This window comes from Microcoleus sp. AT9b-C3 (assembly GCF_036705485.1).
Classification (GTDB): domain Bacteria; phylum Cyanobacteriota; class Cyanobacteriia; order Cyanobacteriales; family Microcoleaceae; genus Microcoleus.
Map to the genome: position 1 here is coordinate 1 of NZ_JAUBUR010000049.1, position 16,440 is coordinate 16,440.

Below are 16,440 nucleotides of genomic sequence, written 5' to 3' on the forward strand. Positions count from 1 at the left end.
GTTGGAGTTGGCGCCGGTGTTGTGGGTGTTGGAGTTGGCGCCGGTGTTGTGGGTGTTGGAGTTGGCGCCGGTGTTGTGGGTGTTGGAGTTGGCGCCGGTGTTGTGGGTGTTGGAGTTGGCGCCGGTGTTGTGGGTGTTGGAGTTGGCGCCGGTGTTGTTGGTGTTGGAGTTGGTATCGATTCCTTAAGGGGAATGAGAGAGACAGTGGCGACTGCCGCACTGGGGGCGCCGAGGTTATCTGTAGCGCTGTAGGTAAAATTAGCTCCTGTGAAATTGCCGACCGACTGGAAGAATAACTGCGTCATTTGCTCGGCTGTCAGGGTTTGACCAGCGGTGACAGCGACTCCCCCCGTTGCCGGGTCGCCCAAGAACAGGACGCCTTGATTTGTCGGCGGCAGGGTGCTGATGGTGAATGTAACCACTGTGCCGTCTGAGTCTGTGCCTCCGAGCCCGCTAATTTGGACAACGCTGTTGGGCGCTAGCGCAGCGTTGCTGCTGTAGGCTGATGGAAATTTGTTGGGTGTGGGCTGCGCGCTAATAATAGCGGTGGTGACAGTGGCTCTGGACTCGGAACCGTTGTTATTGCTGGGTTTGGGGTCAAAAGTGGTCGATCGGCTCTGGGAAGTATTGCTAATGGTGCCCGTCGCTGGAACGACTAATGTTACCTCGCGGTTGATGTTGCTGCCGCTAGTCAAGCTGGCAATTGTTGGGAAGGTGACAACCCCTGTCACGGGGTCGTAAGTGCCGTTATCGGATGCGCTGACTCCCGTTAAACCGGGAATGATGCTGTCTGTAATCACTACGTTTTCAGCAGCATTCGGCCCATTGTTGGTGGTAGTTATAGTATAAGTTACGGAACTACCAGCAGGAGCAGATGTGAGACCGCTCTTGGACGTAACCAGGTCGGCCACAGGATCGATCGAGGTAATGACTTGACCCCCCGCCTCACCGGGCACTGCGACTGTCGAGCCGTTGTTGTTCGTCAAGTCTGGATCAAAAGTGTCCGATCGACTTAATACAATGTTGGTGATGCTCGTCAGGGTAGGTGGGGGTATCAAAATTAGGCGGCGGGTGACACTGCTGCCACTGGCTAAAGTCGCGATCGCTGGGAACTCGATCGCCCCTGTGGTTGGGTTGTAGGTTCCGCCATCGAACACGTTGACATTAGTTAAGCCGGGAATCAGGCTGTCGGTGATAACTACGTTGGTCGCAGGACTCGGCCCGTTGTTGGTAGTAGTAATTGTATAAAGGAGGGTGTCGCCCACCTTGATGCTGGCCGGAGCCGTTTTTTGGGTGACAACATCGGCCACAGCATCGATCGAGGTAATGACTTGCCCCCCCGCCTCACCGGGCACTGCGACTGTCGAGCCGTTGTTGTTTGTTAAGTCCGGGTCAAAAGTGTCCGATCGACTCAATACAATATTGGTGATGCTCGTCAGGGTAGTCGGCGGTACAAAGCTGATGGTGCGGCTCTGGTTGGTGCCGCTGGCTAAAGTCGCGATCGCTGGGAACTCGATCGTCCCTGTGGCAGGATTGTAGGTTCCGCCATCGGACACGGTGACTCCCGTTAAGCCGGGAATCAAGCTGTCGGTGATGACTACGTTGGCCGCAGGACTCGGCCCGTTGTTGGTAGTAGTAATTGTATAAGTGAGAGTGTCGCCCGCGTTGATGCTGGCCGGAGCCGTTTTTTGGGTGACAACATCGGCCACAGCATTGATCGATGTGGTGACGGTGGCGTTGGGGTTGGTACCGTTGTTGTTGGTCGGAGTGGAGTCGGGAGTGATGGAGGTACTTCTGGCCGTGTTGCTGATGGAATTTAGGGTGGGCGGTACTGTGAAGCCGATCGTCCGGGTGACTGTCTCCGCATTGGCGATTGCCACGGGCGCGAAGGTGACAATGCCCGTCACTGGATCGTAAACGCCACCGTTAGATGCCGTGACTCCGGTTAATCCGGGAACTATGCTGTCAGTGATGGTTACAGCTTCTGCAGGACTCGGCCCTAAATTAACTGTGGCGATCGTATAGCTGACCGAACTACCGGCAGTAGCACTCGTAGAGCCGGTTTTGGTGGTTGCCAAATCCGCATTGGGCGCAATACTTGTCGTAACCGTAGAGTTAGTGGGAGTGCCGTCTTTGTTGGTTGTTGAGCCGTTGTTGTTAGTGGCGATCGGATCGAAAGTCGTCGCACTACTCCGGGCCGTGTTGCTGATGTCGGTACGGGTGGCTGGGGCAATGAAACTGATGGTGCGGGTCGCAGTAGCCGAATTTGCCAGCGCCGTCAGTGCTGGGAAGGTGACAATGCCTGAAACTGGGTCGTAAGTGCCGCCGTCCGATACGCTGACTCCTGTTAAACCCGGAATAATGCTGTCAGTGATGGTCACATCGGCAGCCGGGTCTGGCCCCAGGTTAGTGGTAGTCAATGTGTAGGCGACGCTTGACCCGGCCGAAGTAGTCACAGGGCCACTTTTGGTAGTAACTAAATCCGCGACTGTATCGACAACTGTGGTAAAGACTACACCAGGCCCCTCGATTTGCCCTGGCGCAAGTACACCGCTGTTGTTGCTGAGGTCGGGGTCGAAAGTCGAGCTAGTGCTGAATGCAACGTTGGCAAAACTGCTACCGCCCTTTAAACCGGGCGGCAAATCAATTGTCAGGGTGTAAGTCACAGTCTCGCCGGCATTGAGAACCGGAATTAACGGCCAGGTGACAGCCTTGGTTTGGTTCACGTAAGTGCCGTTGTTGGAGGCAATCAGATCCGGCGACAATCCGCCCGGACGCAGCAGTTCTAAAGGTATTTCGTCTTGAATCAGAACATTTGTAGCAGGCGCTGGCCCCCTGTTTACTGTAGTAATCGTGTAGGTAATGCTGCCTTCGGACTTGACGAACTGCGGGCCGGTCTTGATAGTGGCAACCTCAGCGGCGAGAGTGGGAGGATTGATAGTTTCAACTACTACGTTTTGAAGTTCGTGAATGTTGTTGGCGCCTCCTGTGGAACTGCCAAAACCAAATTTGAAAAGTGGCGGTACTGCGCCGTTTGTGGTGACCAAGTTGGGGATGTCGATCAATGTAGTTTCGTAGATGTCGTCGAAATTTTCATCGAAGGCAACGGTGAGGCGAGAGGGATTCACCGGATCGTTAGATGGATTCAACGTAATTTGAACGGATCTTTTGGCTAAATTGCGATCGCTCGTGAACGTATTGCTGAAGTTAAAACTGCTGCCGGGTTCAGGGCCACTAAAGTCAATGCTCGTAGGAATGTTATCGATGCCGAAGGGAACGATCGCATTTGTTAAAAACTGATAACCTTCTGCTTGATTTCCTCTAACCGTTACTGAGTCTGGTCTAAAAGAACCAATAGAGGATCCGGGAATCGGAGGCGGCTCAGGGCCGGAGCGCCCTTCTGTGGATGTTGAAAAATTGCCAAACTCGTCAAGCCCAATGCCTAAATAACCTCCCTCAATACCGGGTATACCCGTTCGTGGAGCGTAAGCCAGAGAACCGCCATAACCCCCAGTCCTGGTTGGGCTAACAGTGCCGTCAATCAAGAAGAAACCCAGCCCGTCCCCTGGCTGAGGGCTAATAAAGGGTTGCGGAGACGGAAATTGCTGGCTTGAACCGTAAGAATAAAAATCAAACTGGACTCTGAGACCGTCGGTTGAAGGAATGGGGTTGTTGTAGATAACGAAGGCTTCCCGAAGGTTGACTGCGGGAGTTAATAGCAGAGCGCCATCGCCGGGAGTCGAACCGCCCAAAGCCGGAAGTACGCCGGATACTGTGCCTCCGGTAATGCCGGGGATACGTTGATTGGCTGCTGGAACCCCGCTGCTGGGATCGAACAGTGCCCCGTTGTTTCCCCCGTAAATCCAAGGCCCCCTAACTGTGGAGTTTTTGAAAGTTTCGTTAACTAATGTGCCGAGGGCGTAAGGGTAGGCTGCGAGCACTTCTTTTTCAATGGCGATGCTCGCGTTTATTTCCCCGATCGCAAATTTTAATTCCCAGTCACCGCCGAGTGCCGCACTCCCCGTCAAGTTGTCGGAAGCTGCAATATCTGCACCGACTATCAAGCTCAGCCGCCGCACGAAGGCCTGACCGCTTTCCCCCGCTGCGACGCTGCACCCGAATAACAAGATATCTCCTCTCTCGCTGAGGGCTTTTCCCCACTGCTTTAACAAATGGCTGTAAGTTTCTAAGTTGTCGTTGCAGAGTTCGATCGACCCTAGCTGCACCCCCGCTTCTCGACCGTGAGAAACTATCTGAAGGCTGTCTAAATCGCTGTAATGGGTCAAAATTCTAGTAATTTGCTCGACTCCATCCCGCGTCCAGTCCAATACAAATACCTCTGTATTGGCTGTTACTCCTCTTGCCAAGCTGTCGAAGTTCTCTACTCTGGCATCGAGGAACAGTACATTTTTTATAGTCGGGGCGCCCACAGACTGGCTTGCTCGCAAAAATTCTCTGTGGGGATGCCCAATTCCCCTGTCGCCACGGAGTTTCTGGGACAGGAAACACTCCTCTGTTCCTACTTTTTTTATTGCTTTTTTCTGATGATAAGTTGCGGTTGTTCGGGATTTTGGGCCCGCAATCCTTGCGGTGGAGTCACATATTTTGGTGGTGACAAAAATTGGTTTGTTGCAGATGCTTTGCATGGTCAAATTGGCTCACGAATTGTAGATGATGTACCCATTTCCAGATGATCATTATCACCTCTTGAAAAGGTTTAATTGCAGAGTAATAGGCGGTGTAGCTTGAGGTGGATCAAGAGCAAAAAGCGAATTTTACTCAGCACAAAGCACGGCTATATTGATATTTAATAGCATTGCCAATATCGCCGGCAGAAGCGCTGAGGATTTGGGGTTTAAATCCCCATAATCTCTCTATCGGGTGATATTTTGCGTTCGACTTTTTTCTTTTCTGTTAGCGAGTGTATCTGTTACACGCTGATCTCTTACATCGCGCAGTAGATAATAACACCAGTTCTCAAAAATTTACTTAATGAGGTTTTCTGTACATCATCTAATGCACTTTATTTGCAGAGAAAATTCACTATTTCTAGAGGTATAAACCTGGTTTGAGGGACGAAAAGACTTCTTTGCAGCCCTCGCTCCAGGTAAAAAACAGGGTTTTTTTGCTTTTGGTGTGCAAGCCCTGTTCACAATAGCAACCAGTCATTAATTAGGGAGTGATAGCCGTCACATAATTATGGCGACCGTGCCCGAAGTGTCATTCAACTGAGATCTTTTACCATTCTCAATAAGCCTTCTATGGGGGGGTTCTCCTGCCCAGCCCATAAAAAAATTCACTTGTTGTGGAACAGGCCAGAAAGCCTATTCTTGAAAATGGTGCAACATATGAGATTCAATTGAAATTGGCATACCCTGTATCGACGAAGCGTCTTAAAAATTCATGACTTGGAGTCGGGAGATAGCAATCTAGATTTGAGACTGTTTCGTTACGATAGCAAAAACATATTAGTGCCGCCCACAAGCAACTTCTCAAGTTGTCAACTTAGAGTCTTCGAGCTGGTTTCTGTTTAAGATCAATGCTCGGGACAATGTTTCGCGCAGAATTTTTCATGATGTTTTGGAGAAACTGATTTGGAGATTTGCCCCTCAGCTACTTACGATTTTTGTTGGCTAATTTTCTTAACTGCAGGAGTTACGTCTAAGAGACTAGAAACCCAATTTATTCCTAGATTTCTCGCCACCCAACCAAAATTTATCATCTCAACTTTGTTTCCGCTCGTAAATCCTCAACTAGAAAAACACCGCTCGCAATTCCCCTGTTATGGCAACTGTAACCAAGCGATAATGCTCGATTAGGTTTTAATTGCTGAGTTGGGGCGTGGGTCGTCCAAAACAAGCTCCAACAATAATCCTTACACGTAAGTACATCTTAACTCATTGATTATTACATCCGCAAATAGGCGTAGATACAAGCACCAATATAAGCTATATCTTTTCACCGCGAGCGTCAAGAGTTCTGGCTTGGTAGTACCGACAATCTTGACAGGGCCCAGAAGGATTGACAGCGCAGCGAATGTAATTAGAGCGGGCGTTATACTCGCAAGTGATATCGCCGATCGAATAAGCGAGGCTTTGTATGTAGGTGCGATCGGCAGTTGGTAGTTGAGTTCGCATGGATCTATTGGCTACCGCAAGTCTGGCCGCTGCAATTCTGTCGCGGGCTTGGCTCTGGGCAGAGCGCATCACCCACAAAGACAGCAGCGACGGAGCTAAACCTATCAAAATAATCAGGAGAGCAGTTAGCACTTTTTCAGAGCTTATGTGGAGAATATTTATTTTAATTTAGGCGATCGACAACAAAAAATCCTCCCCGACAAGACGGTTTTAAATAAGAAAAGTTCCCGATCGAGTCTCAAACTAGGCCGCCCCTGTCTTAACCGTTAGCTGGCGGCTGAGGAAGGCGAATTAAATAACTTACAATTTTAATTGTTATTGTGGGACGGGCGGGACGCCCATCCCACAAACTTTTTGAGAAACCCGGTTGCTTTCAAACACCTCAAAGGGTTAAACCTTAGCAATATCCCCGGCTAAATCCATCAACGAACCCGCGCCTTCCACCTTAGCAACATCCAACAAAGTCTTCAAAACCGAATCGGGATTCAAACTAATCGAATCAATTCCCAACTCAACCAAGAAACGAGCAAACTCAGGATAATCGCTGGGCGCTTGACCGCAAATCCCAATCTTGCGATCGTACTTCTTGGCGGCTTTAATGGCAATTGCTACCATGCGCTTGACTGCTTCATTCCGTTCGTCAAAAATGTGCGCGACTAAAGCAGAATCCCGGTCTAATCCTAATGTTAACTGAGTTAAATCGTTAGAGCCGATCGAGAATCCGTCAAAAACTTGGGCAAATTCGTCAGCAAATATCACATTGCTCGGCAATTCACACATCACATACACTTGCAAGCCGTTCTCGCCCTTAACTAAACCGTGTTTTGCCATCTCGGCTAACACTTTTCGTCCTTCATCCGGGGTGCGACAAAATGGAATCATCGGAATCACATTTGTCAAGCCCATTTCGTCGCGAACTCGCTTTAATGCTTGGCATTCCAAAGCGTAAGCTTCGCGGTAATTTGGGTCGTAATAGCGAGAGGCGCCGCGCCACCCGATCATCGGGTTTTCTTCCTTGGGTTCAAACTGCTGCCCTCCCAAAAGATTAGCATATTCGTTGCTCTTGAAATCGCTCATCCGCACGATAACTGGATTTGGATAAAATGCGGCGGCAATTGTGGCAATTCCGTGGGCTAGTTTGTCGGTGAAGAAATCGGGTTTGTTTTTGTAAAGTGCTGTGAGTTCTGCAATTTCTTCCTTGACTGATTCATCCACCAATTCGTCAAAGTGAATCAGTGCCAGCGGGTGTGCTTTAATGTGATTGGCAATGATGAATTCTAGCCGCGCTAAGCCTACGCCGTCGCAAGGAATTGCTGATAAACCAAAGGCTTCTTCTGGGTTCCCGACATTCATTAAAATTTGAGTGCGGGTGCGGGGTAAATTCTCGATCGCAGTTTCTTGAATTTCAAAAGGAAGCAAACCGGAATAAACTTTGCCTTCGTCTCCTTCCGAACAAGAAACAGTGATTTCTTGATGGTTTTTCAAGATTTGGGTGGCGTCGCCGGTGCCGACAATGGCGGGAATTCCCATTTCCCTGGCGATGATGGCGGCGTGACAAGTACGGCCACCGGAATTGGTGACGATCGCACTTGCTTTTTTCATAATCGGTTCCCAATCCGGGTCTGTTTTGTTGGTAACTAAAACTTCTCCTGATTGAAATTCAGCGATTTTGTGTACATCTAAAATCACGCGGGCTTGGCCTTGTCCGATTGATTCGCCAACGGCGCGTCCTTTTGCTAAAACTGCACTGCTACCTTGCAATTTGTAGTTTCGCAAAACTTTAGCAGACTTTTGAGATTGTACTGTTTCGGGTCGTGCTTGGACAATAAACAATTCGCCCGTATTGCCGTCTTTTGCCCACTCAATGTCCATCGGGGTATAAGTCCCGCGCACTTTAGAGTAGTGTTCTTCGATGATTACGGCCCATTTTGCTAGTTGCAGAATTTCATCATCTTGTATGGCAAATTTATTTTTTTCTGCTGCGATCACGGAGACGTTTTTGGTGTACTTAGAACCGCCGATATCGTAGACCATTTTGAGTGTTTTGCTGCCGAGGCGTTTGTCTAAAATCGGGAGAAAACCTTGTTTTAATGTTGGTTTAAAGACGAAGTATTCGTCGGGGTTGACGGTGCCTTGGACGACGTTTTCGCCTAATCCGTAGGCGGCGGTTACTAATACGGCGTTTTTGAATCCGGTTTCGGTGTCGATGCTGAACATGACGCCGGAGGATGCTAAGTCCGATCGCACCATTTTTTGGACGCCGACTGATAGGGCGACTTCAAAGTGGTCGAAACCCCGCTGTTGGCGGTAGGAAATTGCGCGATCGGTGAATATGGAAGCAAAGCATTTGTGACAGCATTCGAGGACGCCAGCGCAAGCTTGGACGTTGAGGTAGGTTTCTTGCTGTCCGGCGAAACTGGCGTCTGGTAAGTCTTCGGCGGTGGCGGAGGAACGCACTGCTACGTCTGTACTGTCGCCGTAGCGATCGCACAATTTTTCGTAAGCATCCGCGATCGCTGCTTGCAGTTCTCGCGGAAATGGTGTGTCGAGAATCAGTGCCCGCGCTTGCTTGCCTTTTTGTCGCAGGTTCTGCAGATCTTCTACGTCTAAATCGGCAAAAATTTCGCGCAATTTAGTTTCTAAACCCGCTGACTGGATGAAGTACCGGTAAGCGTGTGCTGTAGTTGCAAATCCGTTGGGAACTCTGACTCCTTGGGCGGTTAACTGTTGAATCATTTCGCCCAAAGAAGCATTTTTACCGCCTACTAATGGGATGTCGGCGATGCCGACTTCATCAAATAACAATACTAAGGCTTTTTCTTTGGGGATTAAACCAGTTTTTTGTTCACTTGCTAAATTTTCCAGCATAACTTTTTCCTCTCAACTTCATCTCATTTCGGTCAAAGGACAGTAAACAAAAGACAGTTTATTGGGAGTTGTAATTTTCTTACAAAAATCCTCAAATTTTTTCCTAGGCTGTATCAACCGAGTTTTCGATTGCCTCTAATTCAAGATTATCACTTTTTTGCTAAATAGCAAGGCCTGTGGAGATATTTTATTTGATTGCAGAAAGTAAAGAAATCGCAGTAATCAGTTTATGTAAGGTATTATAAAAGAAGTGGTAAAAATATGAATAGCGAGGATAGTTCCCACCGCTTTTTTTGCGTTGAGCGCTCATTGGTGCGGGGATATCGCTTCGATTGTGTTGCTAGCGGAATCCAAGGGCAAAAAAGGGTGGGGTTCGATCGCGCGATCGGCTGAACCCGCCCAAAAACGGCTACTTACTTTCCGACATGAGTCGTGAGTCACCCAAAATTTTAGATTCTAGTTCAACCTCCCCGATTCATCTGTGGACTACATCTAAAATCTAAAATCGTGTCACAGGGGCGATCGAAAAAAAAAATACTAAGCAGATTAGTTTCCTCCTGAAACCCAGCTTCTAAAAACCTTAAAAAAGTTTCCCCTGATTGCGTTAGCCTACTTAGAGGAAAAACACAATCGCATAGGTATCAGATATTATACCATTTTCAATAAGCCTTTTAAGAGCTGGTTAGAAGAACCGCTCCCAAGAAAATTTACTCTTTGTGAAATGGGCCGGAAAGCCCGTTCTTGAGAAACGTTCAACATCTGAGATAAAGTCCATTGTAATTGTTGAACCAAAGAGTTTTTAACTGGGAACGGCGGGATTTGTGGCTATACAATTCTTTATATGCTATAATAGTTGGCTAAACTGCCTTCTGACAAAAAACAAGGTATATGATATCAGTTTTGAGTCCACCCGCAAAGCGAAACGGCTTTAAAGTTCTTCTGGTCGAAGACAATCAAGCAGAAGCCGATCTGATCGAAGAATTATTATTAGAAACAAATGTCAGTAGAGCCGAACCCCAAAGGCTATCAGTAAGTTGTACAGACCGTCTCAGCAAAGCGCAGGAACTTTTGGTCAGCGAACATTTTGATGTGATTTTACTAGATCTTTCGCTGCCCGATAGCCAAGACTTAAATACAATTGTCAAAATACAAGAATATAGCCTAAATACTCCGATTGTCGTACTGACTGCCCGCAACGATGAAGAGCTTGCCGTGCAGTCAATCCAAGCCGGAGCTCAAGATTATCTAGTCAAGCGAAAAATCGACAGCGAAGTGTTAATTAGATCGCTTCGTTACGCAGTCGAGCGACAGCACAACCAAGAAGCTTTGCGAAAAAGTGAAGAAAAATATCGCTCGGTAGTCGAGAATTCTCTCGTCGGAATTGCCATTCTTGCTCCTCCGATATCCCCCTCAGCACCAGAAAAATACGAGTGGTTGGAAGTAAACGATGCTTTGTGCGATTTGCTGGGATACGATCGCCAAGATTTTTTGCACGAGAATTGGGAGATGTGGGGTTTTCCTGAAGACTTGCAGGCAAGTTTAGAGCAGTTAAATAAAATTTTGACAGGGGAAAGCGAAGGCTATGTTTTAGACAAAAGGTGGCGCAGAAAAGACGGAAAAATAGTTTATACTAGAGTTTCCCTGCGCTGTATTCGCGCCCTAGACGGCTCGATCGACCACCTGATTAAAGTAGTCTTGGATGTGAGCGATCGCTACCGTTACGAAGCTCAATTAAAAGCATCAGAAGAGTTTTTAAATCACACGATTAATTCTACTCCTGACCCTATTTTTGTTAAAGATGAGCAGCACAGATGGATCGTATTAAACGATGCTTTTTGCAATTTGATAGGGAAAAGGCGATCGGAACTGATTGGCAAGTCAGGATACGATTTTTTACCCCCAGCACAAGCGGCTTTTTTTTGGCAGCAAGACGAGCAAGTATTGGAAAAAAGTATTTCTCAGGAAACAGAAGAAAATTTTACCGATAGCGGCGGAAAAAAACGCATTATATCTACCAAAAAAACAGTTTTTAACAACGCCGAGGGTCGTAAAATGTTGGTCGGCACAATGCGAGATGTGACCGAATACAAACGCCAGCAAATTGCGTTGCAGGAAAGCGAAGCTCGATTTCAAATAATGACCGACAACGTGCCGGGAATGATTTATCAATATCGGCTTGATGTAGATGGTAAAACATCTTTTACTTACGTTTCTTCCGGCAGTTTGCAGATATACAATTTAAAGCCAGAACAAATAGAAGAAAATGCCAATTTGGCTTTTGCAACAGTTCACCCAGACGATATCTCAGACTTGCAGCGCTCCATGGCAACTTCAGCGGCAACTCAGCAAGCTTGGCAACACCAGTGGCGCCAAGTTATGGGAGATCGAGTGAAATGGCTGCAAGGCGCATCGCAGCCTGAAAAGCAAGCCAACGGCGATATAGTTTGGGACGGTTTGGTGATGGATGTTACTGAATTAAAACAAACCCAGCAAGACCGCGATCGATTTTTTAATCTCTCGCTGGATTTACTTTGCATTGCAGGTTTTGATGGGTATTTCAAACGCTTAAACCCCGCTTGGTCAAATGTATTAGGTTATAGCAGTGATGAAATGTTAGCCAAACCTTTGATAGAATTTGTCCATCCAGAAGACCTAGAAATTACTGTAGCGGAATTAGAAAAGCTTAAAAAATGCCACCCCGTTATTAGCTTGGAAAACCGCTATCTTTGCCAAGATGGTACTTATAAATGGCTCTCGTGGACAGCATCGCCGTTTGCAGAAGAAGGTTTGATGTATGCAGTGGCTCGCGACGTTACATTTAGCAAGCAAGCAGAAGCTGAATTGCGTAAGAGCGAAGCTACCAACCGCGCTCTTTTAAATGCGATACCCGACATGATATTTCGCTGTCGGGCAGACGGCACTTTTGTAGACTTTAAACCTGCCAAAGATTTCGAGAATCTCCTACCACAAAAAGCACTAATTGGCAAAAAAGCACAAGACATATTACCGCCTGCTTTTGCTGAAAAAATCTTGTTCGGCAATCAACAAGCCATCGACAGTGGCGAGATTCAAGTCGTAGAATATCAAATGCCAGTTAATGGTGAACTGTACGATTTTGAAGCGAGAATTGTCTTCTGCACCGAGGAGGAAATTATCGCGATCGTCCGCGATATCACTCAACGTAAACGCTCTGAGTCAGTCCTCCAGAGGCAAGCAGCAGCGATGGCCCAAGCTTCCGAAGGTATCGCCATATTCAGTGCCGACAAAGAGGTGATTTATTGCAACGCAGCCCGAGTAAAAATCTACGGTTACGACTCTCTCGAAGAAATCTTAGGTAAAAGTTGGAAAACATTCTACCAAGGTGCAGAGCTGCAAAGGTTCGAGCAAGAAGTCCTGCCGACTTTAGTGCAGAAAGGTTCTTACAGCACCGAAGCAGTAGGATGCCGTCGCGACCGCTCGGAAGTCCCTATAGATGTCTCGCTGACAATGCTGCCCGACGGGGAAATCATTTGCATTGTTCGCGATATTTCCCAAAGAAAAAAAACAGAAGCAGCACTGCGAGATAGCCAGCGATTCATTCAACAAATTGCTGGAGCAAGTCCTAATATTTTGTATGTTTGCGACTTAATTGAAAAAAAAAATATCTATGGGAACGCTTCTATCTACCAGATTCTTGGCTATACAGTAGAGGAGATTCAGGCAATGGAGCCGTGGATGATGTCACCTTTAATTCATCCCGAAGATTTAAGAAAAATGCCTGATTATTTACAGCAAGTTGAAACAGGCAGCGAAGGGGATATCTTTGAAATTGAATACAGAATTAGGCACAAGGATGGTTCTTGGCGCTGGATGGTTAGCCGAGATACTGTATTTGCGAAAACAGCAGATGGTAAGTTAAAACAAATTCTCGGCACCGGAACTGATATTACAGAAAGCAAGCAAGCAGAAGATGAAATAAAGCTGTTGCTGGCGGCAACTCAAGCCATTAGTCAGTCGGCAGATTTTCACAGCGCCCTCCCACATATCCTGCGGTTGCTGTGCAATGCGATTGGCTGGAATTTTGCGGAAGCTTGGATACCGACTGCTAATGGTACTTTTTTGGAACACAGCGAAACTTGGTACGCTAGCGATCGCGATTTAGATACGTTCGGCCGCGAAAGTAGAAAAATTAGATTCGCCCCCGGAGTGGCAGTACCTGGACGGATTTGGTCAACCAGAAATGTAGAATGGATTGAAGATATTTCTCTAGCTAAAAATCATCTTTTTGCCCGATCGCAAATGGCGGCATTAGTCGGATTGAAAGCTTGTTTCGGAGTGCCAATTCACGCTAGCTCAAAGGTGCTGGCAGTTTTAGTATTCTGCAAGCGCGACCGCTCGATTATGGAACCGCGTATAGTAGAGTTGGTCAAGGCTGTAGCGACTCAGTTGGGCGATCATATTCAGCGCAAACAAGCCGAAGAAGAATTGCGTAAAAGTGAAGAACGCTGGCAGTTAGTTCTCAAAGGCAATCAAGACGGAATTTGGGATCTGAATCTTCAAACAAATGAAGCTTTTCGATCGGCCCGCTGGCAAGAAATTATCGGTTACACAGACGGCGAAATTGACAGCACGAACACCGCATGGATCGATCGCATCCATCCAGACGATCGTTCACGAGTGCAAGCAGCGATCCAAACTTATCTCGATCGCCAAACCCCCTATTACGCGGCCGAATACCGCTTGCAGTGCAAAGACGGTAGCTATAAGTGGGTGCTCGCCCGCGCTCAAGCAGTGTGGGACGAAGCCGGAAACCCTCTGCGGATGGTGGGTTCGATGACGGATATTAGCGATCGCAAAGCAGCAGAATTAGCTTTAGTGCAGGTCACTCAAGCCGTCGAAAGTACCAGCGACGCGATCGTGATCGCCGACTTGAAAGGGCGGTCTATTTACCACAATCAAGCCTTCATTCAGCGCTACGGCTACACGGTGGAAGAACTTAATGATATTGGCGATATGACCGCGCTTTATGTCCGGCATAAAAATTATAAACAAATCTACAAAAGCCTTCGCAAAGGTCGCTCTTGGTGTGGCGAAGTCGCGCTGCAAACTAAGAGTGGCGAAGCAGTAACTGCTCTGGTGCGAGCCGACAGTATTCAAGATGTTAATGGAAATTACATCGGCTTAATAGGAGTAATTACCGACATCACAAAACGCAAAGAATCAGAGCTGATTTGGCGCCAAAAGTTAAAACGCGAACAGTTGGCAGTAGCCATGCTGGAACGCATTAGATCTTCTCTAAATCTCGAAGAAATTCTTACCAAAAGTGTCGAAGAAGTGCGGCATTTTTTGCAAGTAGATCGCACTATTATTTACCAATTCAATCCAGATTGGAGCGGGTTGATCGCTGTCGAGTCGGTTGCCGAAAATTTCCGACCAATTGTAGGAATGGAAATTTATGACCCCTGTTTCGGGGCAGCCTACGTTCCTCTTTACCAAGACGGCAGAATTAGAGCCATAGAAGATGTTCACAATGCCGGCCTAGCCGACTGCCATTTGGCTTTGTTGACTCGGCTCGATGTGAGAGCGAATCTGGTAGTGCCGATTTTGCAAGGCGAAAACTTGTGGGGGCTGTTAATTGCCCACCACTGCACGGGCCCGCGTCCCTGGCAGCAATTGGAGGGAGAGTGCCTAAAACAATTGGGGGTGCAGTTGGCGATCGCGATCCAGCAATCAATGCTATTTGAACAAGCACAAACCGAAATTGCCGATCGCAAACTTGCAGAAGCCGCCCTGCAATTAGCTAAAGAAGCCGCCGAATCAGCCAACCGCGCTAAAAGCGACTTTCTCGCCAACATGAGCCACGAATTGCGGACGCCTTTGAACGGGATTTTGGGATACATTCAACTGCTCAAAGTCGATAAAAACTTTACCGCAGATCAGCAGGAAAGTCTTAACAACATTCACCAGTGCGGCAACCACCTGCTGATGCTGATTAATGATGTTTTAGACCTATCAAAAATCGAAGCTAGTAAAATGGAGCTGTCGCTGACAAACGTGCATTTTTCCAGTTTTGTTAAAAGTATTATTGATTTGTTCCAGATGCGTTCTGCTCAAAAAGGAATTGCCTTTAATTACGAGCAGGTTTCAGCACTGCCAGACGGCATTTTGGCAGACGAAAAAAGGTTGCGTCAAGTTTTGATTAATTTGCTCAGTAATGCCGTTAAGTTTACGAACAGCGGCAGCGTTACATTCAAAGTCGGTTATGTAGAAAATTTCCCCCATAAGTATCCTCAAACGAACTGCGAAAATGCTGGTTTGACAGCGGAGATTGCTACTCAAACGCTCAATGTGACCGCGAATTTAGACGCGCAGCAAATGTCTAGCCAGGCGCTAGGAACAATAGAAGCGCGCGAGGTGACAACAGCAGAAAATATCTGCCGTGTTCCTACCCCTAAAATTCGCTTTCAAATCGAAGATACCGGCATTGGCATTTCTCAGAATAAATTAGAAGAAATATTTTTGCCTTTTCATCAAGTGGGCGATCATAACAATTTCGTTGAAGGTACGGGACTGGGACTTTCCATCAGCCAAAAATTAGTCAAAATAATGGGCAGCCAAATTCGCGTCCAAAGTACCTCCGGCAAAGGCAGCATATTTTGGTTGGATCTAGACTTGCCAGCAGTCGCCCAGTGTTCGGAACTCCCCTCCCAAGAAAAAAGGCGGCTTGTAGGTTTTATCGGCCCCCAGCGGAAAGTGCTAATCGTGGACGATCACGAAGTAAATCGCGCCATGTTGCACAGGCTACTTTTTCATTTAGGCTTTGAAATTGCCGAAGCTACAGACGGCGAAGACTGCTTGCACAAAGCACAGGAATTTCTACCGGATATAATTTTAATGGATTTGCTGATGCCCGTCATGAACGGTTGGGAAGCTACCAGGCGGCTGCGACAGTTGCCGGAATTAAAAGATACGGTTATCCTTGCTTTGTCCGCTAACGTTTACGAGACTACCAAGCAAGAGAGCAGACTTGCAGGTTGCGATAATTTTCTCACCAAGCCGATTCAAACTAATGAGCTTTTAGAATTATTGCGCCTGCATTTGAGACTAGAATGGGTTTACGAAGAAGGATCGCAAACTAAAAAGCGGACAGCTCAAACTGCAAAAGCATCTTCTGAGATTGCTGCTGCTGACTCAACGATGGTGTCTCCTGCCTCAGAGTCAGTCTTGACGCTGTTAAGATTGGCTGCAATGGGCGATATTGAAGCTATTCTGGAAGAAACTGCTAAACTCGAACATTCTGACCCGACATTAGTGCCTTTCGTTCATCACCTGCGCCAACTTGCTAAAGGATTTCAGCTCAAGCAAATTCGAGATTTTTTGAAGCAACATTTGTCCTAAAATTGACGGTAGCTAACAGACAACTCAAAATCAGTTAAATCTCGCGCAAGCGAGTACC

Annotated in this window: 4 protein-coding genes; 1 reads left to right on the plus strand and 3 read right to left on the minus strand. The window is 47.3% G+C overall.

Annotation, left to right across the window (positions count from 1 at the left end):
• The 3 genes from QUB77_RS28120 to ppsA form a co-directional block, all read right to left on the minus strand.
• Nucleotides 1–4,646: DUF4347 domain-containing protein (locus QUB77_RS28120; RefSeq protein WP_333323603.1), on the minus strand; the 4,646-nt coding region annotated here is incomplete at its 3' end.
• A 1,302-nt stretch (nt 4,647–5,948) separates the two neighbouring features.
• A complete protein-coding gene (locus tag QUB77_RS28125) occupies nt 5,949–6,269 on the minus strand; it encodes a DUF6464 family protein (protein WP_333180424.1) in 321 nt (106 codons plus the stop codon).
• Between the two features lie 258 nt (nt 6,270–6,527).
• Entirely contained in the window at nt 6,528–9,005 is a 2,478-nt protein-coding gene (gene ppsA, locus QUB77_RS28130) for a phosphoenolpyruvate synthase (protein ID WP_333180425.1), read from the minus strand.
• An 888-nt stretch (nt 9,006–9,893) separates the two neighbouring features.
• On the opposite strand from ppsA, the gene QUB77_RS28135 reads away from it, so the two are divergent.
• The gene (locus QUB77_RS28135; protein ID WP_333180426.1) at nt 9,894–16,382 is read left to right on the plus strand and encodes a PAS domain S-box protein; all 6,489 of its coding nucleotides are present in this window, start codon (nt 9,894–9,896) and stop codon (nt 16,380–16,382) included.
• Nucleotides 16,383–16,440: the final 58 nt, after the last annotated feature.

Excerpts from the sequence above, each read along its gene's own strand:
- QUB77_RS28135 (WP_333180426.1), top strand. The coding sequence starts at position 9,894 with ATGATATCAGTTTTGAGTCCACCCGCAAAGCGAAACGGCTTTAAAGTT.
- ppsA (WP_333180425.1), bottom strand. The coding sequence starts at position 9,005 with ATGCTGGAAAATTTAGCAAGTGAACAAAAAACTGGTTTAATCCCCAAA.